This window comes from Phenylobacterium conjunctum, from assembly GCF_042679085.1.
Classification (GTDB): Bacteria; Pseudomonadota; Alphaproteobacteria; order Caulobacterales; family Caulobacteraceae; genus Phenylobacterium; species Phenylobacterium conjunctum.
Genome location: NZ_JBHTLQ010000009.1, coordinates 70,622 through 94,148, shown reverse-complemented (window position 1 = coordinate 94,148; position 23,527 = coordinate 70,622). Strand labels below are relative to the sequence as shown.

Genomic DNA, 23,527 nt, shown 5'->3' with positions numbered 1-23,527 from the left:
ACGGCGTTTCCGCTAGACTGCGTTTCGCCTTTCGGAGACCCGCGTGAGCCACGAGCCTTCCAAGTCGCTGAGCGTTCCGTCGCCCGCCCTGCCGCGGCGCGATGGCGGCTTCGCGGCCATGGCGGAGCGGGCCGAGCGCCTGCGGTGGCGCCGCGTGGCCCAGGCCCGGCGATCGCTTCCGATCCGGACCCTGGCCGCGCCGCTGCTGATCCTGGTCTCGCCCCTGATCCTGCTGGTCCTGTCGGTGGGGGTGTTCCTGCCCGGGCGCTTCCGGGTCAATCCGGCCCTGTTGATGCTGAGCTTCGGCGCCCTGCTGGACGCTTGGGGCCGCGGATCCGACCAGGGGCGCGGCTGAACGAAAAAAAGGGCCCCTCCGAAGAGGGGCCCTCGATCAGGTCCTAGCGAAGGTTCAGGCCTTCACGAACAGCTTGGCCCAGCGGCGGCGCTCGCGGGTCTTCCACGAGCCGCGATGCCAGGCGTCCGAGGCGATCAGCGGCACCACGGTGGTGGCTTCGGCGAACACCATCTGTTCCCAGGTCACGTCGACCTTGCCCCAGGAGCAGGCCTCCTTCAGCGTCGAGGACGAGCAGGCGCCGTCACGCACGTCGGCCACGGTGATCTGGACCGCGTACTTGTGCATGTCGACCTCGTGACCGAGGATCTCGGCGCAGACCACGGTGTCCTGGGCGAAGTTCTTCGGCACGCCGCCGCCCACCATGAACAGGCCGGTGGTGCCGGCCGCGATCTTGATGTCGGTCAGTTCGCGGAAGTCAGCCACGGCGTCGATGGTCAGGTAGGGCTTGCCTTCCTTCATGCGCTCGACCTGGTGCTTGACCAGGCCGAAGCCGGCCGAAGAGTCCACGAAGGCCGGGCAGAAGATCGGCACGCCTTCCTTGTAGGCGGTCTCGATCAGGCTGTCGGGCTTCTTGGCGTTGCCGTCGGCCAGCCACTTGCCCATCTCGTGGATGAACTCGCGGCTCGAATAGGGGCGCGGCTCCAGGGCGTTGCAGAGCTGGAAGATGGTCTCGTCGCAGGCCTGCAGCTCTTCTTCGTCGATATAGGTGTCGTAGATGCGGTCGATATACATCGCGCGCAGGTCGCGGTCGTCGACGGGGTTCTGGGCTTCCGACTGGTAGTGCTTGAAGCCAAGGGCCTCGAAGAAGTCCATGTCGACGATGGAGGCGCCGGTGGCCACGACCACGTCGGTCAGGCCGTACTTCACCATGTCACGATAGATGTGCATGCAGCCGCCCGCGCTGGTCGAGCCGGCCAGGATCAGCCAGGTCGAGCAGCCGGCGTCTTCCAACGACAGGGACAGGATGTCCGCGGCGCGGGCGGTGTCGCGGCTGGTGAAGCTCATCTGGCGCATGGCGTCGATCACCGGGCGCGCATCGTATTGGTCGATGGCCACATGCTCGACAGTGGTGGAGAGCAGTTGGGCCTTACGGTTCGAATTCACGACGTCAGCGGTCATTCTCTAGGGTCCTCGAAGAGTTTGAGCGCCCGTCCAAATAGAAAGGCGCGACCGGGACGGAGCGACCGGCCGCGCCTGAACTGTTCAGCCTTTCAGCCTACTTCTTGCGACGCTTCTTGCCTCGGGCGCGCGACAGCTTCACGACGTTCTGCAGGTCAGAACGCGGCTTGGCGATCGAACGCCGGGCCAGGCCGTACATCGAGGCCATCGGCGCATCCTCGACCGAGATGGTCTCGACCTCGCCGAAGCCGTTGAAGCCGGTGCTCATGGCCACGCCATAGGCGCCCAGCATGCCGATCTCGATATAGTCGCCCTCGCGGACGTCCTCGGGCAGCCAGAAGGGGCCGGGCATGTGGTCGATGGAATCGCAGGTCGGCCCGTAGAAGCGATAGGGCTTGAGCGGCCCCTCGACCTCGTGGGCGTCGTCGTCCTGGCGACGCATCATCTTCACCGGGAACGGCCACTTGGCGTGCGCCGCATCGAACATGGTCCCGTAGGAGCCCTCGTTCAGATACAGGGCGTCGCCCTTGCGCAGCTCGACCTTGGCCAGCACCGAAGAGGCTTCCGCCACCAGGGCCCGGCCGGGCTCGCACCACAGCTCGGTGGTCTCATGGACCATCATCTCGGCGAAGCCGCGCTCGATGGAGTCCATATAGTCTTCGAGCGCCGGGGGCGTCATGCCGGGATAGACCGAGGGGAAGCCGCCGCCCACGTCGACCACGTCGGCGAACACGCCGGCGCGGACCAGAGCGCGCGAGGCCTGGGTCATGGCCGCCTGATAGGCGGTGGGACGCATGCACTGGCTGCCCACGTGGAAGGCCACGCCCATCAGCTCCTGGGTCGCGCGGCGCGCGGCCAGGAGCAGGCTTGGCGCCTGCAGGGGGTCGATCCCGAACTTGCCGGCCAGGGAATAGGCCGCGCCGTCCGCCGAGACGGCCAGGCGAACCATAAGGTTCAGGTCCTTGGCCCCGCCGGTGGCGTCGAGAATCTTGTCCAGCTCCTCGTGGCAATCCAGCGAGAAGGTGCGGACCCCGTGGTCGAAATAGGCGGCCGAGATGGCGGCGCGGCTCTTGACCGGGTGCATGAAGGCCATGCGGGAGCCCGGCGCGTGCTGCGCGACCAGCTCGATCTCGCGGATCGAAGCCACATCGAATGACGTCACCCCATTCGCGGCCAGGGTCTCGATGACCCACGGCGAAGGGTTCGCCTTAACAGCGTAGAAGACGTCGCCTTTAAAATTGTCCTGGAACCAGCGCGCCGCTACAGACACCGCGTCCGGTCGCGCGATGGCGACAGGTCGTTCGGGCGCCCGCATGCGGACCAGGTCCAGGGGCGTATGGTACCTTTGCACCTCACGCAACCCCCAACGGATTGTTGAACCTAGCCGGCGTTAGCAGCGCTTTTGAGGACATCGGGTCCGCCGGAGCGCGCGAGATAGGGTCTATTGCGCCCGATGTAAAGTCCTTTGACGTCGCAGCCCGCCCCCACGTTAACGGACGCTGGACCGGGGGCGGGGCGCCGTGTCATGAAGCCGTCGCAGGCTTGGGCGATCTAGCCCCCTTGGCCTGTCGCGCGACGATCCCGAGGAACCCTCGCCATCCATGTCTGACGCCGCCGTCCTGACCGTGCGGAACGCCTCCAAGAGCTTCGGCGCCCGAAAGGCGCTCGACGGGGTTTCCCTCAATGTTTCCCGTGGCGAGATGATCGCCCTGATCGGCCCTTCCGGGTCGGGCAAGTCGACTCTGCTGCGCTCGATCACGGGCCTGCAGACCATCGACGCCGGCCCCGGCGTGATCGAGGCCTTCGGCCAGCCGGTCCAGAGCGCCGGCAAGGTCTCCAAGAAGGTGCGCGACGTGCGCATCCGCATCGGCTTCATCTTCCAGCAGTTCAACCTGGTCGGCCGGCTGACCCTGTTCAGCAATGTGGCCCTGGGGTCGCTCGGCCGGATCCCGGTGGTCCGCGGCCTGTTCGGCCTGTGGCCCAAGGAGACCAAGCAGGCGGCCATGGCGGCGCTCGCCCGCGTGGGCGTGGCCGACTACGCCGGCCAGCGGGCCAACACCCTGTCCGGCGGCCAGCAGCAGCGCGGCGCCATCGCCCGCGCCCTGGTCCAGAAGGCCAAGGTGATCCTGGCCGACGAGCCGGTCGCTTCGCTGGACCCGGTTTCGGCCCGCAAGGTCATGGAACTGCTCTCCGACCTGAACGCCAGCGACGGCCTGACCGTGGTCGTCACCCTGCACCAGGTCGACTACGCCACCCGCTACTGCAAGCGGGTCGTGGCCCTGAAGGCCGGCAAGCTGGTCTATGACGGCCCGGCCAGCGGCCTGGACCGCGCGCGCCTGATCGACATCTACGGTCCCGAATTCGAAGACGTCTTCTGGGAAGGAGCTCCCGAATGATCCGTCGCAGCCTGATCACCGGCCTCGGCGTCGCCGCGGCCCTGACCCTCGCCGGATGCGGCAAGTCGGAGGCGCCCAAGACGGCGACCCCCAAGGAACTGACCTTCTCGATCCTGTCGGCCGAGAACCAGCAGTCCATGGGCCCCCTGTGGCAACCGCTGATCGACGACATGAGCGCCTATATCGGCGTGCCGGTGAAGCCGTTCTTCGCCTCCAACTACACCTCCCTGATCGAGGCCATGCGCTTCAACCAGGTGCAGGTGGGCTGGTTCTCGGCTGTGCCGGCCCTTGAGGCGACCGAGCGCGCCAACGGCGAGATCCTCGGCCGCGTGGTCGATTCGGGCGGCGTCGATTCCTATGAATCCGTGCTGATCGCGCGGAAGGGGGCGGGCGTCACCCTCGATAAGGTGCTGAAGTGCGACAAGTCGCTGAACTTCGGCATGGGCGACGCCAAGTCGACCTCGGGCACCCTGGCCCCCAAGGCCTACCTGTTCACGCCGCGCAACATCGAGCCGGCCAAGTGCTTCAAGACGGTCCGCTCGGGCAGCCACCAGGCCAATGTCTTCGCGGTCGCCAACGGCGTGCTCGATGTGGCCACCAACAATTCGGTCGGCCTGGTCTTCGCCAAGCGCGACAATCCGCAGATCGCCGAGAAGGTCGAGGTGATCTGGTCCTCGCCGCCCCTGCCGGAAAGCTCCATCGTCGCCCGCAAGGACCTGGATCCGGCCATCCGCGAGAAGATGCGCCAGTTCTTCCTGACCTACGGGACCGGAACCGGCCCCAAGGCCGACAAGCAGCGCGAGGTCCTCAAAGGCCTCGCCTATGGCGGCTTCCGCCCGGCCGACGGCAGCTATCTGGATCCCGTGCGCGAGATGGAGGCCGCCGAGGCCCTGGTCGACGCCCGCCGCTCCGGCGACCCTGCCAAGATCGCCGCCGCCGAGAAGGCCCTGGCCGAGATCCAGGCCAAGGCCGCCCAGCACCGCGCCACCAATCCGGACGCCTGATGAGCTCGCAGACCTCCACCGCGGCGGTCCCGCCGCCGCCCAGCCGCACCCTGATGCAGCGTGCGCCCGACGCCCTGGTCTGGGGCGGCGTCATCATCATGCTGATCGTGGCCTTTGGTCCGGTGGAGATGCGCCGGCTGCCGATGCTGTTCACCAACTCCGAGAACATGCGCCAGTTCGGCCAGGAGCTGATCAAGCCCGACTTCGGCCTGTGGAAGCTCTATGTCTCCCAGATGTGGCTGACGGTGCAGATCGCCCTGTGGGGCACTGTCCTGGCCGTGGTGCTGGCCATTCCCTTTGGCCTCGCCTGCGCGCGTAACGTCTCGCCAGCCTGGCTGCAGCAGCCGATGCGCCTGTTCATGAACCTGCTGCGCTCGGTCCCCGACCTGGTGATCGGCATGCTGTTCATCGTCGCCGTGGGCCTGGGCCCCTTCGCCGGCGTGATGGCGCTGGCCCTCAACACCGGCGGCGTGCTGGCCAAGCTGTTCTCGGAAGCCGTCGAATCCATCGACCGCGGTCCCGTCGAAGGCGTCCGCGCCACCGGGGCGACCCCGCTGCAGGAAGTGGTCTGGGGCGTCATTCCCCAGGTCGCGCCGCTGTGGAGCTCGTATGCGCTCTACCGCTTTGAATCGAACTCGCGTTCGGCCACGGTGCTCGGCCTGATCGGGGCGGGCGGTATCGGCCAGACCCTGTTCGAAAGCCTCAACAGCTTCGCCTACGCCCAGGTCTCGGCCATCGCCATCGTCATCGTGGTCGCCGTCACCCTGATCGACCTGCTCAGCCAGACCATCCGCGCCCGCCTGCTCTGAGCCGGCGGGTGTGACCGCGGCGCCACGGCTAGGCCGTGGTCGCCCGGTCGCTGGCCTTGATTGGCCAACTTTCTGATTTTTATATGAAAAATGGCAACCTGTGCGCCTTTGCGCCCAGGCTGTCCGTCCTTGTGCGGAAAAACTGTCACATAACCGCAGTCGGACTGTCATGGATGTTTGTCCGGAGCGTCACAGGACGTCGCTAAGCCCCGCCTAAGCCTGAAGAGGCTCACGGGGACAGCCAACAAGGATCCTGACAGATGAATATCAAGACCGCGCTTTGCGCCGGGGCGGCGCTTTGCGTGTCCGCGCTCGCGGCCACCGCCGCCAGCGCCCAGGACACGACGGTGGCCTGGAAGGGCGCGCCGCAATGGACCAATGACGATGTGCAGTTCAAGGTCCGTGGCCGTCTGCTGATCGACTACGTGTTCCAGGACGTCGACCGGGTCGCGCCGCTGGCCGACTATCAGACCTCCAACATCCGCGGCCGCCAGGCGTTCCTGGGCGTCGAAGGCAAGCTGAACAACTACATCGCCTACAAGGCCGAAGGCGGCGCTGTGAACGGCGGGGCCTGGTCGTGGGACGACGTGGTCATCGAGTTCAAGCCGAACGAGTGGACCTCGATCATGGTCGGCAACATCAAGGCCGCCGGCCTTGAGAACCTGACCTCCACCCGCTTCCTGAGCTTCATGGACCGCGGTCCGTACGGCGACATGGGTCCGGACAGCTACCTGGCCTCGGTCGTCGCCAAGGCGAACGGCCTGAACTGGACCCTCACGGGCGCCATCCAGGGCAACTCGCTGAATTCGGGTGACGTGAACAACACCGCCGGCGCCAATCCGGGCTCCAAGGAGCGGATCGGCTACACGGTTCGCGGCTCCTACGCCCCGATCCTCACCGACATGGACAAGGTCCACCTCGGCGCCTTCGCCCGCTACCGCAACCACGGTGACGAAAGCGGCTTCAGCTTCGCCGGCCGTCCGAGCACCGGCTATGGCGACTCGGGCCGCTACTACACCACCGGCGCCATCGGCGACACGGACGTGACCTACGGCGTCGAAGGCGCCTGGGTTCACAATAACTTCTCGGTGCAGGGCGAGTACGCCGACATCAAGGTGAACCGCCTCAAGACCGTCGCCGCGGGCGGCGATCCGGACGTCAAGGTGGGCTACGCCTTCGTCAGCTTCTGGCCGACCGGCGAAAGCCGCAACTACGACGCGGCCAAGGGTGAATTCGGTCGTCCGAAGATCATCGACCCGATCACGGCCGGTGGCCTGGGCGGCGTGGAACTGCTGGCCCGCTACGACTACGCCGACCTGACCGACGCCTACTCGACCGCCACCACCGCGGCCGGCAAGACGCTGTCGCAGGACGCCGGCAAGTACAAGGGCTGGACCCTGGGCGCCAACTACTACCCGACCGCCTATGTCCGCCTGCAGGCCAACTACACCAGCGCTGACATCGACAATCCCGGCCCCGGCCGCGACGTGAAGATCAACCAGTTCCAGATGCGCGCCCAGCTGGACTTCTAAGTCCGGGCGATCAGGAGAAATTTGTCATGAAGACCAAGCAAACCAAGGCGCTGCTCGGCTGTGTGGCCGCCGCCGCCCTGATGGGCGCCGGCACCGACGCCTGGGCCGCCCGCGACTACGTCTGGGCCGCCGGCTCCTCGACGGTGTTCCCCTTCGCCACCCGCGTGGCCGAGAACTACGCCAAGAAGACCGGCAAGAAGGCTCCGAAGGTCGAAAGCCTCGGCACCGGCGGCGGCATCAAGCTGTTCTGCTCGGGCACCGGCGACGCCTTCCCGGACATCGCCAACGCCTCGCGTCCGATGAAGAAGTCCGAGTTCGACCAGTGCGCCGCCAAGGGCGTGAAGGACATCGTCCAGATCAAGATCGGCTTCGACGGCATCGTGATCGCCACTGACAAGGACGGCGCGGACTACGCCTTCAAGACCGAGCAGCTGTACCTGGGCCTGGCGGCCAAGGTCCTGCGCTTCGGCCAGTTCGTCCCGAACCCCTACAAGTCGTGGGACGAAGTCGGCGCCGGTCTGCCGGGCAACAACATCCTGGTCTACGGCCCGCCGCCGTCGTCCGGCACCCGTGACGCCTTCGTCGAACTGGCCATCGAGGCCGGCGCGCGCAAGTTCCCGACCGCCGACGCGATCCGCTCGGACAACGAGAAGAAGTTCAAGGAACTGGTCGACCCGCTCCGCAAGGACGGCTGGGTGGACGCCGGCGAAAACGACAACGCCATCGTCGGCACCCTGACCAAGACCCCGGGCTCGCTCGGCGTCTTCGGCTGGTCCTACCTCGAAGAGAACATGGACAAGATCAAGGGCGCTTCGGTGAACGGCGTGAAGCCCTCGCCGAACACCATCGCCGACGGCTCCTATCCGCTGGCGCGTTCGCTCTACATCTACGTGAAGAAGGCCAATATCGGGGTGACCCAGGGCCTGCAGGAATTCGTCAACGAGTTCGTCTCCGACGCGGCGACGGGTCGTGGCGGCTACCTGCAGTCGCGGGGCCTGATCCCGCTGCCGGCCGGCCAGCACGACGCCCAGAAGCAGGCGGCTCAAAAGCTGTCGCCGATGGCGCGTCCCGCGGCCTAAGCCAGACACAAAGGTTCGCTGGACCCACACCCAGCGTCCGAGGAGAGCGCCGCGGTCCTTAGGGGCCGCGGCGATTTCCGTTTTCAGGCCCCGTTTCCGAACAGTCTCTCGGCCTGCAAGGCCGGCAGGGCCTTACAGAACCTGGCCATGGCGTCGGTGAGCAGGTCGCCGATCCCCGGCGCGCCGGGGATGTCGGCGGCGGTCAGGTCCCGTCCCTGCAGCGGCACGGTCACGCAGGCCTCCTCGACGAAGGCGGCGGACATGGTGGCCAGGGTCTCGCGCAGGTGGGCGATGGCGTGCACCGCGCGGGGCGCGGCGTTGATCAGGGCCAGGGGGATGGCCGGGAACTCCAGGCTGGAGACCAGCCAGTCCAGGGCGTTCTTCATCGCGCCCGACACCCCGTGGGCGTACTCCGGCGAACAGATCACCAGGCCCTGGGCCAGGCCGATCTGGCGGCGCAGCTCGGCCACCGGCGCGGGGGGCGGATCCACGTCCAGGTCCGGGTTGAAATAGGGTAGGCCCTCAAGCCCGCGCCAGATCACCACCTCGACGCCAGCGGGCGCGAGCCGGGGCAGGGCCTCGATCAGGCGCGAATTGCTGGAGGCGGCCCTCAGGCTGCCGGAGATGGCGAGGATGCGCATGGCCCCGAGGCTGGGGCGCCGCGCGATTCCTTTCTAGGCCGCTTCGGGACGACGCCGGCGCACGCGGGCCAGACGGCGAAGCTTGCGCCAGAAGCGGGTCTTCTCCGGCTCCGGATAGGGCTGCAGGTTGCGCACGAAGTCCTCGGCGCAGGCGCGCCAGGAGAAGCCCTCGGCGAACTGGCGCACCCGCTTGCGGTCCAGCTTCAGGGCCTCAAGGCAGGCCTCGCGCAGGCCCTCGGTGGCGCTGGACGCCAGCACGCCGGCGCCGGAGTTCGGAATGATGTCGATGGGACCCGGCGCCGGATAGGCCGCCACCGGCGTGCCCGCCGCCATGGCCTCCAGAATCACCAGGCCGAAGGTGTCGGTGAGCGAGGGGAAGACGAAGACGTCGGCGCAGGCGAAGTGCGCCGCCAGCTCATCGCCGAACCTGGCCCCGGTGAAGCGCACCTCCGGGTACTTGGCCTCGAGCTCCTCCTTCTGGGGGCCGTCGCCGACCACCACCTTGGAGCCGGGCAGGTCGAGGCCGAGGAAGGCCTCGATGTTCTTTTCCACCGCCACCCGGCCCACGGACAGGAAGATGGGCCGCGGCAGATCGGCGAACACATCCGGCTCGTCGTCCCGTTTGGGGTGGAACTGCTCGGTGTCCACGCCGCGCGACCAGGCGGTGATGTTGCGGAAGCCGTGCTGGGACAGCTCGTCGCGCATGGTCGGCGTGGCCACCATCAGCCGCCCGGACGGCTTGTGGAACCAGCGCATATAGGCGTAGCCGGCGGCCAGCGGCAGGGGCAGGCGGGCCGAGACATATTCCGGGAAACGGGTGTGGTAGCTGGTGGTGAAGGGCAGCTTCCATTCCACGCAGATGCGCCGCGCGGCCAGGCCGATCGGGCCTTCGGTGGCGATGTGGATGGCCTCGGGCTCAAAGGCCTTGAACCGCTCCTGCACCGGCTCATAGGCGCCGACGGCCACCTTGATCTCGCTGTAGGTCGGCAAGGGGAAGGTCTTGAACTGGTCGGGGCTGATCACCTCGACCGTGTGGCCCATGGCCCGCATTTCGGCGATCACCCGGGTCAGGGTGCGGACCACGCCGTTGACCTGGGGCTCCCAGGCGTCGGTGGCCACCAGGATGCGCATCGGCTTCTGGCCGTCGTGGGCGGCGCGCACCGCGTCGCGGACCCGGGCCTTGGCGGGCCGGGTCGGGGCCACGGCCTGGGTCTGCAGCCAGGCCCAGAAGGCGCCCATCAGGGCTTCACGAGTCGGGAAGTGGCGATAGACTGTCCGCTCGCCCACACCGGCCTCCTCGGCGATCTCGGCGAACGAGATCTCCTCGAAACCGCCGGACTCCAGCTTGCGCCCGACGGCGTGCAGGATCTGGTCGTGGGTCTCCGCCTTCTGGCGGTCACGCAGGGACGAGACGTACTTCGAAGGCGGCAGGGTCATGACAGTAAGCCTGCCGTCAATGCGCGAGCAGTGTCAACAACTTCACGCAGCTACAGGCTCGAGGTCCGTAGCCGCGGGGCTGGATTTCATGGCGCGGTCGATCGCCGACCAGGAGCGGATCTTGGCCCATTCCAGGATCTCGAACCGGCCGTCCGCATGTTCCACCAGGGCGGTGCAGCTTTCCACCCAGTCGCCGTCGTTGATGTAGGCGGTCCCGTCGATGTCGCGGATCTCGGCCTTGTGGATGTGGCCGCAGATCACCCCGTCCACGCCCCGGCGCCGGGCCTCATCGGCGACAGCGGCCTCGAAGTTCTCGATGAACTGGAGGGCGTTCTTCACCCGCGTCTTCAGGAAGGCCGAGAGGCTCCAATAGCCGAAGCCCAGCCTGCGCCGGGCGCGGTTGAACAAGGTGTTGGCGCTGATCAGCGCCCGGTAGGCGTAGTCGCCCAGCAGGGCCAGCCACTTGGCGTGCTGCACCACCCCGTCGAACTCGTCGCCGTGCACCACCAGATAGCGCTTGCCGTCCGCGGCCTCGTGCACCGCGTCGCGGGCCACCACCACGCCCCCGAAATGGACCCCGCAGAAGTCGCGGACCATCTCGTCGTGGTTGCCGGGGACATAGATGACGTTCACGCCCTTGCGCGCCAGACGCAGGATCTTCTGCACGACATCGTTGTGGGCCTGGGGCCAGTACCAGCCGTTGCGCAGCTTCCAACCGTCGATGATATCGCCCACCAGGTAGAGCGTGTCGCACTCCACATGCCGGATGAAATCGAGCAACAGCTCGGCCTGGCAGCCCTTGGTGCCCAGGTGAACATCGGAAATGAACACCGTCCGATAACGGCGTAACGCGACCTCGCCCAAGTTGGCCTCCCTGGCGCGCATCTGTCTGCCCGCCGGTTAGGCTGTTTGCATGTCAGTCTCGTGAAATCGTCGCAGGCCCTTTTGCGTCGCCACCTTAGGGAGTAAGGATTTGCCCAGGCTCATCCTCCCCGAGCCTTACGTAACATCAGGTCCCTATGGACGCCCGTACCTATCCTGCGAAGGAGACGCCGAAGTCTCGGCGAACTCGCGCGCGTATTCTTGACGCCGCCATGCGGCTGTTCGCCGAGGTCGGCTACCACGCCGCCACCAACGCCATGATCGCGGACGCCGCGAACCTGACGCGCGGCGCGATGCTCTACCATTTCGCGAGTCGTGAAGAGCTGGTCGAGGCCGCGGTGGCCTATATCGAGGTCGAGCGCGCCCGCCTGTTCGAGCAGGCCGCCAGCCCGCCCGGCCCCGGCGTCGACGCCGCCGAACACGCCATCGACGCCTACTGGTCGCTGCTGCACGAAATCCCCTTCGTGGCCTTCGCCGAGCTGGAGGCCGCCGCGCGCACCGACCAGATGCTGCGCGAGCGCCTGGCCGGCGCCCAGGCCGCCTTCGACCGTCTGCAGGTGGGCGACCGTTTCCTGGCCCTGGCCCAGGCCGGCGCCGACCCCCGCTTCCAGACCAGCCGCGACCTTGGCCGCTTCCTGCTGGAGGGCCTGGCCAAGGGGGCGCTGATGTATGACGAGGCCGCCCGCCGCGACCGCCTGCTGACCGTGGTCAAACGCGCCGTCCGGGTCCTGAACCGCAAGGGCGACGTCCAGGAGCTGTGGCCGGAATAGGCGGGAGAATTTCCGCTCTCCTAGGCTCCAGACAGAAGTTTTGCGCCCCCGCCCGGCGGTTTCGGTGGGCGTTCCTTTCGCATCGGCCCCTTGCCCGCGGCGTGAAACGCTGCTCATGCTCCGCCCCTGTCTGGGAGTTGGGGGGACGATCCCGATGAGCTTCATCACCCGGCGCAAGCCGATCTCTGCGCCGCATCACCACGAGGGCGAGCATCGCCTGAAGGCGACCCTGTCCTGGCCGCACCTGACGGCCCTGGGCGTGGGCGCGATCATCGGCACCGGCATCTACACCCTGATCGGGGTCGGCGCGGGCCAGGCGGGTCCGGCGGTGATCCTGTCCTTCGCCGTCGCCGGCGCGGTCTGCGCCTTCGCCGCGCTCTGCTACGCCGAGATGGCCACCCTGATGCCCCAGGCGGGCTCGGCCTACACCTATTCCTACGCTGGCATGGGCGAGCTGGTGGGCTGGATCATCGGCTGGAGCCTGATCCTGGAATACACCGTGGTCTGCTCCACCGTGGCGGTCGGCTGGTCCGGCTATGCCCAGGGCTTCCTGGTCAGCCACGGCTGGGGCCTGCCCGCCGCGCTGGCCGCCGGCCCTTGGGGGGATGTTCCCGGCCTCGTAAACCTGCCGGCGGTGGTCATCACCCTGGCGGTCACCGGCCTGTTGCTGGTGGGCACGCGGGAGAGCGCGACCATCAACTTCTACCTGGTGATCTTCAAGGTCATCGCCCTGGCGGCCTTCGTCATCCTGGCCCTCCCGGAGTTCAACGCCGGGCACTTCCAGCCCTTCATGCCCTATGGCTTCAACGCCCATGTGGACGCCGACGGGGTCAAGCGCGGCGTCATGGCGGCGGCGGCGGTGATCTTCTTCGCCTTCTACGGGTTCGATGCGATCTCCACGGCGGCGGAAGAGGCCAAGAACCCGTCGCGCGACCTGACCATCGGCATCGTCGGCTCGATGCTGGTCTGCGCCGCCATCTACATGGTGGTGGCCGCCGCGGCCCTGGGCGCTTCGCCCTTCGAGGTCTTCGCCAAGTCCGGCGAGCCCCTGGCCTTCATCCTGCGCGAGCACGGTCATTCCATGGCCGCGGTGCTGATCGCCGCCGCCGCGGTCATCGCCCTGCCCACCGTCATCATGGCCTTCATGTTCGGCCAGAGCCGGGTGTTCTTCGCCATGTCCCGTGACGGCCTCTTGCCCAAGAGCCTGTCGGCGGTGAACAGCCGGGGCGTGCCGGCCGCCGTGACCATCCTGACCGGGGTCTGCGCCGCGGCCATGGCCGGTTTCCTGCCGCTGAAGTTCATCGCCGAGGTGGCCAACGCCGGGACGCTGGCGGCCTTCATCGCCACGGCCATCGCCATGATGGTGCTGCGGGTGCAGCGCAAGGACCTGGAGCGCCCGTTCAAGACGCCGCTGTGGTTCCTGGTCGGGCCGCTGGCGGTGCTGGGCTGCGTCTACCTGTTCACCAGCCTCGCGGCGGTGACCCAGGTGCTGTTCTTCGTCTGGAACGGCGTCGGCCTGATCGTCTACCTGGCCTACGGACGCACGCGCAGTCGCCTGGCCGGGACCTGATCCCGGCCTACTCGCCCGGTTCGTCGACGCCCGGCGGGCGCTCGGCGATCTGGCGCAGATAGCGGCCGTACTCGCTCTTGGCCTGGGCGCGGCCCAGGTCCGCCAGCTGGGCCTGGTCGATGAAGCCCATGCGATAGGCGGCTTCTTCCAGGCAACCGATCCGCAGGCCCTGGCGCTGCTCAAAGGTGCGCACCAGCTCGCCGGCCTGGATCAGGCTGTCATGGGTGCCGGTGTCCAGCCAGGCGAAGCCGCGGCCCAGCAGTTCGACGTTCAGCTGGCCGGCGTCCAGATAGACCTGGTTCAGGGCCGTGATCTCCAGTTCGCCCCGCTCCGAGGGTTTCAGAGTCTTGGCGTATTCGCTGGCCTTGCCGTCGTAGAAATAGAGGCCGGTCACCGCATAGTTGGACTTCGGCGCCTTGGGCTTTTCCTCGATGCTGAGCACCTTGCCGGCCTCGCCGAACTCGACGACGCCATAGCGCTCCGGATCGTGCACCTGGTAGCCGAACACGGTGGCCCCGTCGGTGCGCGCGTCGGCCGAACGCAGCATCTGCGAGAAGCCTTGGCCGAAGAAGATGTTGTCGCCCAGGATCATCACGCTGGGGTCGCCGTTCACGAACTCCTCGCCCAGGATATAGGCCTGGGCCAGGCCGTCAGGGCTGGGCTGGACGATGTATTCGAAGCGCACGCCCAGCTGGGAGCCGTCGCCCAGCAGGCGCTTGAAGCCCGCCTGGTCTTCCGGCGTCGTGATGATCAGGATCTCGCGCGTGCCGGCCAGCAGCAGCACCGACAGCGGATAGTAGATCATCGGCTTGTCGTAGATGGGCAGAAGCTGCTTGGAGACCGCCAGGGTGAGCGGGTGCAGGCGGGTGCCGGATCCCCCGGCCAGGACAATGCCGCGTCTCATGGAATTCAGGCCTCCGCGGGCGTCAGGTCGGCGATGGCGTCCTCGAGGGCCTCGCGCCAGGGGCGCAGGGACAGGCCATAGACCGACTTCAGTCGGCCGGCGTCGAGAACGCAGTTCAGGCCCCGGCGCGCCGGGGTGGGAAAGGTCGAGGTCGGCACCGGCTCCATGACCGGCGCAGCGCGGCCAGCCCAGGCCAGCTCGAAGATCGCCTGGGCCATTTCATAGCGGCTGGCCTCGCCGTCATTGACCAGGTGCAGCAGGCCCCATTCGCGCGCGCCCTTGGGCGCCGCGGCCAGGCGCTGGGCCTGGCTGAGCAGGAAGGCGGCCACGTCGCCGCTGGCCGTGGGCCGGGCGCGCTGGTCGTCGACAATCCGCAGCTTGGGCTGGGTCTGGGCCAGCTTCAGCATCATCTGCAGGAAGTTCTGGCCGAAGGCCGAGAACAGCCATGAGACCCGGGCCACGACCGCGCGGTCGCAGGCGTCCAGCACCGCCATCTCGCCGGCCAGCTTGGAGGCGCCATAGACGTGCAGGGGGGCCGGGGCGTCGGTCTCCAGATAGGGGCCGGCCTTCTCACCGGAGAACACCATGTCGGTCGAGATGTGAACCAGGGGAACGCCGCGGGCCTGGCAGGCCTTGGCCATCGCCTGGGGCGCCCAGGCGTTCACCGCATAGGCCAGGTCCGGCTCGCTCTCGGCCTTGTCGACGGCGGTGTAGGCGGCCGCGTTCAGCACCAGGTCGATATCGCCGGCCTCGCCGATGGCGCGGGCGATGGCGTCGGGCTCCGTCAGGTCGACCTCAGCGCGGGACAGGGCGGTCACCTCGACGCCTGCGCTGGCGCGGGCCAGCATCTCGCGCGCCAGCTGCCCGGTCGCGCCGAACTGCAGGATGCGCAGGCTCATGCGGGGGTAAGGCCCAGGCGCTCGGAGTGGAAGCCGCGCTCACGGATGCCCTGCCACCAGGCGCGGTTCTCAACGTACCAGCGCACGGTGTCCTCCAGGCCTTCCGGCAGGGGGGTCCTGGGCTCCCAGCCCAGCTCCTGCTTAAGCTTGGAGGCGTCGATGGAATAGCGGAAGTCATGGCCCGGACGGTCGGCCACGAACTCGATGCGGGTCTCGTGCTTGACGTTGGCCGGCGCCAGCTTGTCCAGGTGCGCGCAGAGGATCTTGATGATCTCGATATTGCGCAGGTTGGAGTCGCCGCCGATGCAGTAGGTCTCGCCCAGTCGGCCCTTGCGCAGGACGGTGAGCAGGGCGTCGGCGTGGTCGTCCACGTGCAGCCAGTCACGGACCTGGCGGCCGTCGCCATAGACCGGGATCGACTTGCCCTCCATGGCGCGCAGCACCACGGTCGGGATCAGCTTTTCCGGAAACTGGAACGGGCCGTAGTTGTTGGCGCAGTTGGTGATCACCACCGGCAGGCCGAAGGTGCGGCCCCAGGCGCGCACCAGATGGTCGGCGCCGGCCTTGGAGGCCGAATAGGGCGAATTGGGATCGTAGGGGGTCTCTTCGGTGAAGGCGCCCTCTTCGCCCAGGGCCCCGAACACCTCGTCGGTGGAGACGTGGTGGAAGCGGAACGCCGCCTTGGCCGCGCCCTCCAGGCTCAGCCAATGCGCGCGGGCGGCCTCCAGCAGGACGGCGGTGCCCATGACGTTAGAGCGCACGAAGTCCAGCGGCCCGTCGATGGCGCGGTCGTTGTGGCTCTCGGCGGCCAGATGCATCACTGCGTCGGGGCGATGCTTGGCGAAGATCGCCTTGACCCGTTCGCCGTCGCAGATGTCGGCCTGCTCGAAGGCGTAGAGCGGGGAGTCCGCGACGCTCGCCACGTTCTCCAGGTTCGCCGAGTAGGACAGGACGTCCAGGTTGACGACCTCCAGGCCCTCGGCGACAGCGCGGCGCACGACCGCGGACCCGATGAACCCGGCGCCGCCGGTGATCAGAACTTTCATGCCGACTTTCGTAAGCGATGGCGACGGTTTTGCCACCTGATTTCCAGGGGCTAGCGGCATTAACAGGTCTGGGGGCCGCGCTCAAATCCCACGCCCCCGCAGAGCCGTGGGACGCTTTTTCGCAACGCCCGTGCTTGAGGCCACAGGGGCGGGCGCCTAGACTTAGCGTCGGCCCGGCCTTCGCATATCCGAAGCGCAGTCGGCCGCGCCGCGGACATTTAGCCGATCACGTGCGCGGACCTCGGGTGGCGCGCACCTGCGCCGGCAAGGGGACGGGATTGAACGCGTCAGTAAAGCAGGAAGCGGCCGCCCCCGGCCCGGGCGGTCCCCATGGCATGCGTCCCGGCGGTCCTGGTGGTCGACGCGGCATGCCGGACCTGACCACCGGTCCCATCGGCCGGACCCTGGTGATGTTCGCCCTGCCCGTGCTGGGCACCAATGTGCTGCAGTCGATGAACGGCACCGCCAACGCGGTCTGGGTCAGTCACGCCCTGGGGCCGGCGGCGCTGACCGCCACCACCAACGCCAACACCATCTTCTTCCTGATGCTGGGCGCCGTGTTCGGCATCACCATGGCCGCCAACCTGATGATCGGCCAGGCCATCGGCGCCGGAGACCGGTCGCTGGCCAAGCGGGTGATCGGCACGGCCATCGTCTTCTTCCTGGGCGTGTCCATGCTGGTGGGCCTCTTAGGCTACACCCTGACCCCGGCCATCCTGACGGCCATGCAGACCCCGCCGGACGCCAAGATCGACGCGATCATCTATTTGCGCGTCATCTTCATGGCGATCCCGTTCATGTACTTCTTCTCCTTCATCCAGATGGCGCAGCGGGGGACGGGGGATTCACGCACCCCGTTCTATTTCTCGCTGTTCGCCGTGGCGATGGAGGTGACCCTCAACCCGCTGCTGATCCTGGGCATCGGCCCGTTCCCACAGATGGGGATCGCCGGCTCGGCCACCGCCACCCTGGTCAGCCAGACCATCACGCTTGGCCTGATCATCGCCTGGCTGTGGCGCAAGGACTCGATCCTGATCCTGAAGCGCCAGGACTGGCCCCTGCTCAAGCCTGATCTCACCATCATGCGCAGCCTGGTCACCAAGGGCCTGCCCATGGGCATGCAGATGCTGGTGGTCTCCGGCGCGGCCCTGATCATGACCCGGTTTGTGAACGGCTACGGCTCGCAGACCGCGGCCGCCTACGGCGCGGCGATCCAGATGTGGAACTATGTCCAAATGCCGGCCATGGCCCTGGGCATGGCGGTGTCGTCCATGGCGGCCCAGAACGTCGGCGCGGGCCGGATGGACCGGGTGGACCGCGTGGCCTTGATCGGGTCGGGCTACGCCGCGGCGCTCAGCGCCGGGCCGATCCTGATCATCTATGTGATCGAGCCCATCGTCATGCGGCTGTTCCTGCCGGCGGGCAGCCCCTCGATCCCCATCGCCATCCACATCAACTCGATCGTGCTGTGGGCCTTCATCCCGATGGGGGTGTCGTTTGTCCTGTCGGGCATCGTGCGCGCCACCGGCTCGGTGACGCCGCCGCTGGTGGCCATGCTGATCGCGCTTTGGGTGATCCGCATCCCCTTCGCCATGCTGCTGGAGCCGCACCTGGGCGCCAACGCCATCTGGTGGAGCTTCCCCGTGGGCGCGGGCGCCCTCCTGTTGATGTCGACGTCCTGGTACCGCTGGGGGCCGTGGCGCAAGGCGCGGCTGCTGGACACCACGCCCCGCGGGGAGGTCCCCGACCTGGGCCAGAGCCTGCCCGGAGGCGTCGAGGAGACCGAGGCCGCCGAAGCCGCGGCCGAGGCCTCCCGCGAGGCGCTTATTGGTTCGGCTCCATCAGCGCCGAATAGACCAGGGTCCGCAGCTCCCGCCGAATAGGATAGGTCGACGAGGGCATCAGCTGGGTCATGAAGACGACGGCGATGTCCTCCACCGGATCGATCCAGAAGGCGGTGGAGGCCGCGCCGCCCCAATAGAACTCGCCGGGGCTGGACGGCATCATCGCCTTGACCGGATCGAAGGTCACCGCAAAGCCCAGGCCGAAGCCGACCCCGGCGTTGGTGGCCTCGGAGAACAGCGACCGCGACAGATGGGTCAGGTCCTGGCCGCCGGGCAGGTGGTTGGAGGCCATCAGCTTCAGGGTGCGCGGCGCGATCAGCCGGGCGCCATCCAGTTCGCCGCCGTTCGCCAGCATCTTGCAGAATCGCATGTAGTCGTGGGCGGTGGAGACCAGACCGCCGCCGCCCGAGTGGAAGCTGGGCGTGTTGTGATAGGCGCTGGTGGCCGGGTCGTCCTGCAGCTTCAGGCCGCCGGGGACGGCGTTGTAGCAGGCGGCGAACCGGGCGCGCTGATGCTCCTGGACCTGGAAGCCGGTCTCGGTCATGCCCAGCGGCTTGAAGATCCGCTGCGCCAGGAAATCCTGGAACCTCTGGCCCGAGATGCGCTCCACCAGGATCCCCAGGATGTCGGTGGAGATGGAGTAGTTCCAGGCCTCGCCCGGCGAGAACTCCAGGGGGATCTTGGCCAGCTCGGCCACCGTGCCGTCGAAGTCCAGGGGGCCATGCATCTGGGCGATCTTGGCCTTGCGATAGGCCGCGTCGATGTTGGTCCGGCTCTGGAAATCGTAGGTCAGGCCCGAGGTGTGGCGCAGCAGGTCGACCATCTGCATGGGCCGCGCGGGCGGGGTCGACATATAGGGGCCGGTCCCGGCCGCGTAGACGCCCAGCGCCTTCCACTCCGGGATGAAGCGGGCGACCGGATCATCCAGCGCCACGGCGCCTTCCTCCACCAGCATCATGAAGGCCAGGCTCGTGATCGGCTTGGTCATGGAATAGATGCGATAGACCGTATCCTCAGCCGCCTTCAGGCCCCGCTCGCGGTCGGCGTGGCCCAGCACGGTCTGGTGGACCAACTGGCCCTTGCGCACGATCTGCACCTGGGCGCAGGGCATCAGGCCCGGCTCCACGTACTTGGCGGCCAGGAAGGCGTCGAGCTTGCGCAGGCGTTCACTGGAGAAGCCCAGGGCTTCGGGCTTGGTCATGGGGCTTCCTTCCCTGTTCGTCTTGTTGGCCGCGAGGTGAGGCCAAGGCGCGCAAGTTTTCAATGATCAGGTACGGGCCGGCGCCGATTTTGTGGATTTTCCGGCTTCCCTAGCGTTGCGCATTTCAAACGACGGTTTGATACTAGGGTATGATCCGAAAGCTTAAGGGGCTGGCGGGTCGAGGCTTTTTGGGATGCATGCGCTTCATTGCATACCCAGTTTTCTAAATTTTGCCGATTCAACGGCGCGATATGGGAGGTCGTCATGGCTTGGGATTTTGAGACGGATCCGGAGTTCCAGAAGAAGCTCGACTGGATCGAGGAGTTCATGCGCGAGGAGGTCGAGCCGATCAGCCACCTCGGCATCGTCGCCCACGGCCACATCGGCCGCGAGAAGCTGATCCGGCCGCTGCAGGAGAAGGTGAAGGCGCAGGGCCTGTGGGCCTGCCACCTGGGTCCGGAGCTCGGCGGCCAGGGCTATGGCCAGCTCAAGCTCGGCCTGATGAACGAGAAGCTGGGCCGCAACGGCCTGGCCCCCACCATCTTCGGCTGCCAGGCGCCGGACACGGGCAACGCCGAGATCATCGCCCACTACGGCACCGACAAGCAGAAGGAACAGTACCTCTGGCCGCTGCTGAACGGCGAGATCCGCTCGGCCTTCTCCATGTCCGAGCCCACCGGCGGCTCCGATCCGCTGACCTTCAAGACCCGCGCCGTGCTGGACGGCAATGAGTGGGTGATCAACGGCGAGAAGTGGTACTCGACCAACGCCAAGTGGGCCAAGGTGCTGGTGGTCTATGCGATCACCGATCCGGACGCCAAGGACCCCTACCGGCGCACCTCGATCTTCCTGGTGCCCACCGACACCCCCGGGGTGGAGATCATCCGCAACGTGGCCGTGGGCGCGGGCGGCGAGATCGGCGGCGGTAACGAGGGCTATGTCCGCTACAACAATGTGCGGGTCCCCTACGACGCCCTGCTGGGCGAGCGCGGCGCGGCCTTTGTCATCGCCCAGGTTCGCCTGGGCGGCGGCCGGGTCCACCACGCGATGCGCACCGTCGGCGCCTGCAAGCACGCCCTGGATCTGATGTGCCGCCGCGCCGTCTCGCGCACCACCCGCGACGGCCGACTGTCGGACCTGCAGATGGTGCAGGAGCAGATCGCCGATTCCTGGATCGCCCTGGAAAGCTTCCGCCTCTTGGTGCTGCGCACCGCCTGGCTGATCGACAAGCACAAGGACTACAACATGGTCCGCAAGGACATCGCCGCCATCAAGGTCGCGATGCCCAAGGTCTATAACGACATCGCCACCAAGGCCGCCCACCTGCACGGCGCGCTGGGCGTCTCCAACGAAATGCCCTTCATGCACATGGTCACCAGCTCGCTGGTCATGGGCATCGCCGACGGGCCGACCGAGGTGCACAAGGTCACCCTGGCCAAGCAGGTGCTCAAGGACTATCGGCCGGACAACGACCTGTTCCCGAACTACCACATCCCGAAGCTGCGCGAGGAAGCCCAGGCCCGCTACGCCAAGGAACTGACCGAGATCAAGGAAGCCTACGCCGCCCAGCGGGGCAAGGCCGACGCCTGAGGCTTCCCGGCGACGCCGGACCAAGCTTAACTGAGGAGGGCGGCGCCGTTCGCGGGGCCGCCCTCTGCATTTAAAGCCGCCATTTTCGATATCGAGCATTTCAAGGACGCCGAATGCCCGCCGACACCGCCGCCTGGCCCGCCATGACCATCGCCGAGGCCCACGCCCGCCTGACCGCGCCGGGCCAGCGCTATGAGATGGAGGAGAAGGTCATCCGCGGGATTCCCACCCGCACCTGGAAGAACGCGCCGGCCACCCTGCGCGAGGTGTTCCTGAACGGTCGCGCCTTTGGGCCGCGCGAGTTCATGGTGCACGAGGATGAGCGCGCGACCTTCGACGCCTTCGCCCGCGCCACCCTGACGCTGGCCCGCCAGCTGCAGGCCGACGGGGTGGGCAAGGGCGACCGGGTCGCCGTGATCATGCGCAACCTGCCGGAGTTTCCGGTGGCCTTCTTCGCCGCCGCCCTGGTGGGCGCGATCGTCACGCCGCTGAACGCCTGGTGGACCGGCGCGGAGCTGGAATACGGCCTGACCGATTCCGGGACCAAGGTGGTGCTGATGGACGCCGAGCGGATGGAGCGCCTGGGCGACCACCTGGCCAACTGTCCGGACCTCGTGCGCGCCTATGTCTCGCGCCTGCCGGCCGGCGCTAAGCCCCCCGCCATCGTGCGGCGGCTGGAGGACGTGATCGGCCCGGTGAACGCCTGGACCAACCTGCCCGACGCGCCCATTCCCGACGTGGCCTTGGAGCCGGAGGACGACGCGACGATCTTCTACACCTCCGGCACGACGGGAAAGCCCAAGGGGGCGCTCGGCACCCACCGCAACATCGTCTCCAACATCATGGCCAGCGGCATCGCCGCGGCCCGCAACTTCCTGCGCCGCGGGGAGGAGCCGCCGGAGGTCGATCCCCTGACCGCGCCTCAGCGGGTGACCCTGCTGGTGGTGCCGCTGTTCCACGCCACCGGGTGCCACGCGACCCTGTCGCCAGCGGTGAACGCCGGCGGCAAGCTGGTCTTCATGCGCAAGTGGGAGCCGGAGGAGGGCATGCGGCTGATCGAGCGCGAGAAGGTCGCCGCCACCGGCGGGGTGCCGACCATCGCCTGGCAGCTGATCGAGCATCCGGCCCGCGAACGGTTCGACCTGTCCTCCCTGAACCAGGTCACATATGGCGGCGCGCCCTCGGCGCCGGAGCTGGTGCGCAAGATCGTCGAGACCTTCCCCGGCTCCCTGCCGGGCAATGGCTGGGGCATGACCGAGACCTCGGCCACCTTCGCCTCGCACCTGGGCAAGGACTATGAGGTGCGCCCCGAGTCCTGCGGACCGGCCGCCCCTACGGGCGAGATGAAGATCCTGAGCCTCGACGGCGCGACAGAGCTGGCCGTCGGCGAGGTCGGCGAGCTGTGGGTCAAGGGTCCCAACGTGGTGAAGGGCTACTGGAACAAGCCCGAGGCCACCGCCGAGACCTTCAAGGACGGGTGGCTGCGCACTGGCGACCTGGCCCGGGTGGATGAGGAGGGCTTCTGCTTCATCATCGACCGGGCCAAGGACATGCTGATCCGGGGCGGTGAAAACATCTACTGCGTCGAGGTCGAGAATGTGCTGTACGACCATCCGGACGTCATGGACGCCGCCCTGGTCGGCGTCCCCCACAAGACGCTCGGTGAGGAACCGGCGGCCGTGGTGCACCTGAAATCGGGCGGTTCGGCCACCGAGGCCGAGCTGCGCGACTGGGTGCGGCAGCGGCTGGCGGCGTTCAAGGTGCCGGTCAAGGTGGCCTTCTGGCCTGAGACCCTGCCTCGCAACGCCAACGGCAAGATCCTCAAGACCGAGCTGAAGAAGGTATTCGAGGAGCAGGAATGACCTCAAGCGCGCGCCGGCCGAAGATCATCGGCATCGGAGGGACCATCCGTCCCGGCTCCTCCACCGAGCGCGCGCTCCTGGTCGCCCTGCGGGCCGCGGAAGCCGACGGCGCCGAGACCACTCTGCTGGGCGGCGAGTTCCTGGCCAGGCTGCCGATCTTCAACCCATCCGCGCCTGAAACCACCCCGGAGCAGCTGGAGCTGATCGAGGCGGTGCGCATGGCCGACGGGGTCATTGTCGCCAGCCCCGGCTATCACGGCTCGATCTCCGGCGTGATCAAGAACGCCCTCGACACCCTGGAGGCCCTGGCCAAGGACGAGCGGCCCTATTTCACCGACCGCGCCGTGGGCTGCATCATCACCGCCAACGGCTGGCAGGCGGCGGGAACCTCCTTGACCACCCTGCGGTCGGTCATACATGCCCTGCGGGGTTGGCCGACGCCGTATGGCGCGGCGTTCAACGCGACCTCCTCCTCCTTCGGCCCCGACGGCGAGCCCGTCGATCCGAAGGACGCCTGGCAGCTGGCCACCGTCGGCCAGCAGGTGCTGGAGTTCGCCAAGATGCGCCTGGCCGCGCAGCAGTAAAGG

The 23,527-nt window shown here is 67.6% G+C and carries 21 protein-coding genes and 1 pseudogene; 12 read left to right on the top strand and 10 right to left on the bottom strand.

Annotation, left to right across the window (positions count from 1 at the left end; translation table 11 throughout):
* Positions 1 to 43 precede the first annotated feature (43 nt).
* A complete protein-coding gene (locus ACFQ27_RS06135; protein WP_374348713.1) occupies positions 44 to 355 on the top strand; it encodes a hypothetical protein in 312 nt (103 codons plus the stop codon).
* 54 nt (positions 356 to 409) lie between these two features.
* On the opposite strand, the gene ACFQ27_RS06130 is transcribed toward ACFQ27_RS06135, so the two are convergent.
* Both ACFQ27_RS06130 and ACFQ27_RS06125 read right to left on the bottom strand, forming a co-directional pair.
* A complete protein-coding gene (locus ACFQ27_RS06130) occupies positions 410 to 1,474 on the bottom strand; it encodes a 1,9-bis(guanidino)-5-aza-nonane synthase (RefSeq protein WP_374348711.1) in 1,065 nt (354 codons plus the stop codon).
* Positions 1,475 to 1,571: 97 nt separating this feature from the next.
* Positions 1,572 to 2,825 (bottom strand): type III PLP-dependent enzyme, encoded by a 1,254-nt coding sequence (locus ACFQ27_RS06125; RefSeq protein ID WP_374348708.1) that lies wholly within the window; start codon positions 2,823 to 2,825, stop codon positions 1,572 to 1,574.
* Positions 2,826 to 3,075: 250 nt separating this feature from the next.
* Here ACFQ27_RS06125 and phnC point away from each other — a divergent pair, with 250 nt between their 5' ends.
* The 5 genes from phnC (at position 3,076) to ACFQ27_RS06100 (ending at position 8,294) form a co-directional block, all read left to right on the top strand.
* Positions 3,076 to 3,870, top strand: a complete 795-nt coding sequence (gene phnC / locus ACFQ27_RS06120; RefSeq protein WP_374348706.1) for a phosphonate ABC transporter ATP-binding protein — start codon at positions 3,076 to 3,078, stop codon at positions 3,868 to 3,870.
* The gene (gene phnD, locus ACFQ27_RS06115) at positions 3,867 to 4,874 is read left to right on the top strand and encodes a phosphate/phosphite/phosphonate ABC transporter substrate-binding protein (protein ID WP_374348704.1); all 1,008 of its coding nucleotides are present in this window, start codon (positions 3,867 to 3,869) and stop codon (positions 4,872 to 4,874) included. Before phnC ends, phnD begins: the two co-directional genes overlap by 4 nt.
* Complete coding sequence (gene phnE, locus ACFQ27_RS06110) at positions 4,874 to 5,683, top strand: phosphonate ABC transporter, permease protein PhnE (RefSeq protein WP_377352972.1); 810 nt, start codon at positions 4,874 to 4,876, stop codon at positions 5,681 to 5,683. Before phnD ends, phnE begins: the two co-directional genes overlap by 1 nt.
* A 260-nt stretch (positions 5,684 to 5,943) precedes the next feature.
* On the top strand, positions 5,944 to 7,215 hold the full coding sequence (locus ACFQ27_RS06105; protein ID WP_377352971.1) for an OprO/OprP family phosphate-selective porin: 1,272 nt from the start codon (positions 5,944 to 5,946) through the stop codon (positions 7,213 to 7,215).
* A gap of 26 nt (positions 7,216 to 7,241) precedes the next feature.
* Positions 7,242 to 8,294, top strand: a complete 1,053-nt coding sequence (locus ACFQ27_RS06100; protein ID WP_377352970.1) for a substrate-binding domain-containing protein — start codon at positions 7,242 to 7,244, stop codon at positions 8,292 to 8,294.
* 83 nt (positions 8,295 to 8,377) lie between these two features.
* Here ACFQ27_RS06100 and ACFQ27_RS06095 read toward each other — a convergent pair whose 3' ends face one another.
* The 4 genes and pseudogenes from ACFQ27_RS06095 to ACFQ27_RS06080 form a co-directional block, all read right to left on the bottom strand.
* A complete protein-coding gene (locus ACFQ27_RS06095) occupies positions 8,378 to 8,935 on the bottom strand; it encodes an NADPH-dependent FMN reductase (protein ID WP_377352969.1) in 558 nt (185 codons plus the stop codon).
* Between the two features lie 33 nt (positions 8,936 to 8,968).
* Positions 8,969 to 10,066 carry a glycosyltransferase family 4 protein gene (locus tag ACFQ27_RS06090; RefSeq protein WP_377352979.1) on the bottom strand — a complete coding sequence of 366 codons (1,098 nt, stop codon included), beginning with the start codon at positions 10,064 to 10,066 and terminating at the stop codon, positions 8,969 to 8,971.
* Positions 10,067 to 10,177: 111 nt separating this feature from the next.
* Positions 10,178 to 10,372: pseudogene (locus ACFQ27_RS06085) on the bottom strand (TetR/AcrR family transcriptional regulator); the annotation flags it as partial.
* A 42-nt stretch (positions 10,373 to 10,414) separates the two neighbouring features.
* On the bottom strand, positions 10,415 to 11,257 hold the full coding sequence (locus ACFQ27_RS06080; RefSeq protein WP_374348496.1) for a UDP-2,3-diacylglucosamine diphosphatase: 843 nt from the start codon (positions 11,255 to 11,257) through the stop codon (positions 10,415 to 10,417).
* 134 nt (positions 11,258 to 11,391) lie between these two features.
* Between ACFQ27_RS06080 and ACFQ27_RS06075 the strand changes: the two genes are divergently transcribed.
* Positions 11,392 to 12,024, top strand: a complete 633-nt coding sequence (locus tag ACFQ27_RS06075; RefSeq protein WP_377352968.1) for a TetR/AcrR family transcriptional regulator — start codon at positions 11,392 to 11,394, stop codon at positions 12,022 to 12,024.
* Positions 12,025 to 12,178: 154 nt separating this feature from the next.
* On the top strand, positions 12,179 to 13,594 hold the full coding sequence (locus ACFQ27_RS06070) for an amino acid permease (protein ID WP_374348490.1): 1,416 nt from the start codon (positions 12,179 to 12,181) through the stop codon (positions 13,592 to 13,594).
* Between the two features lie 7 nt (positions 13,595 to 13,601).
* On the opposite strand, the gene rfbA is transcribed toward ACFQ27_RS06070, so the two are convergent.
* From rfbA to rfbB, 3 genes are read right to left on the bottom strand one after another with little or no spacing between them, the layout of a single operon-like run.
* On the bottom strand, positions 13,602 to 14,498 hold the full coding sequence (gene rfbA / locus ACFQ27_RS06065; protein ID WP_377352967.1) for a glucose-1-phosphate thymidylyltransferase RfbA: 897 nt from the start codon (positions 14,496 to 14,498) through the stop codon (positions 13,602 to 13,604).
* 5 nt (positions 14,499 to 14,503) lie between these two features.
* Positions 14,504 to 15,397 (bottom strand): dTDP-4-dehydrorhamnose reductase, encoded by an 894-nt coding sequence (rfbD, locus tag ACFQ27_RS06060; protein ID WP_377352966.1) that lies wholly within the window; start codon positions 15,395 to 15,397, stop codon positions 14,504 to 14,506.
* A complete protein-coding gene (gene rfbB / locus ACFQ27_RS06055; RefSeq protein ID WP_377352965.1) occupies positions 15,394 to 16,443 on the bottom strand; it encodes a dTDP-glucose 4,6-dehydratase in 1,050 nt (349 codons plus the stop codon). The genes rfbD and rfbB overlap by 4 nt, the downstream gene beginning before the upstream one ends.
* 278 nt (positions 16,444 to 16,721) lie before the next feature.
* On the opposite strand from rfbB, the gene ACFQ27_RS06050 reads away from it, so the two are divergent.
* On the top strand, positions 16,722 to 18,326 hold the full coding sequence (locus ACFQ27_RS06050; RefSeq protein ID WP_374348481.1) for an MATE family efflux transporter: 1,605 nt from the start codon (positions 16,722 to 16,724) through the stop codon (positions 18,324 to 18,326).
* Here ACFQ27_RS06050 and ACFQ27_RS06045 read toward each other — a convergent pair.
* A complete protein-coding gene (locus ACFQ27_RS06045) occupies positions 18,268 to 19,488 on the bottom strand; it encodes a serine hydrolase domain-containing protein (RefSeq protein WP_374348478.1) in 1,221 nt (406 codons plus the stop codon). The two genes, ACFQ27_RS06050 and ACFQ27_RS06045, sit on opposite strands and share 59 nt — an antisense overlap.
* A gap of 264 nt (positions 19,489 to 19,752) precedes the next feature.
* Between ACFQ27_RS06045 and ACFQ27_RS06040 the strand changes: the two genes are divergently transcribed.
* The 3 genes from ACFQ27_RS06040 (at position 19,753) to ACFQ27_RS06030 (ending at position 23,524) form a co-directional block, all read left to right on the top strand.
* Positions 19,753 to 21,078: an acyl-CoA dehydrogenase family protein gene (locus ACFQ27_RS06040; protein WP_374348475.1), complete on the top strand. Its 1,326-nt coding sequence runs from the start codon at positions 19,753 to 19,755 to the stop codon at positions 21,076 to 21,078.
* 113 nt (positions 21,079 to 21,191) lie between these two features.
* Complete coding sequence (locus tag ACFQ27_RS06035) at positions 21,192 to 22,940, top strand: class I adenylate-forming enzyme family protein (protein WP_377352963.1); 1,749 nt, start codon at positions 21,192 to 21,194, stop codon at positions 22,938 to 22,940.
* Complete coding sequence (locus tag ACFQ27_RS06030) at positions 22,937 to 23,524, top strand: NADPH-dependent FMN reductase (RefSeq protein ID WP_377352962.1); 588 nt, start codon at positions 22,937 to 22,939, stop codon at positions 23,522 to 23,524. The genes ACFQ27_RS06035 and ACFQ27_RS06030 overlap by 4 nt, the downstream gene beginning before the upstream one ends.
* Positions 23,525 to 23,527: the final 3 nt, after the last annotated feature.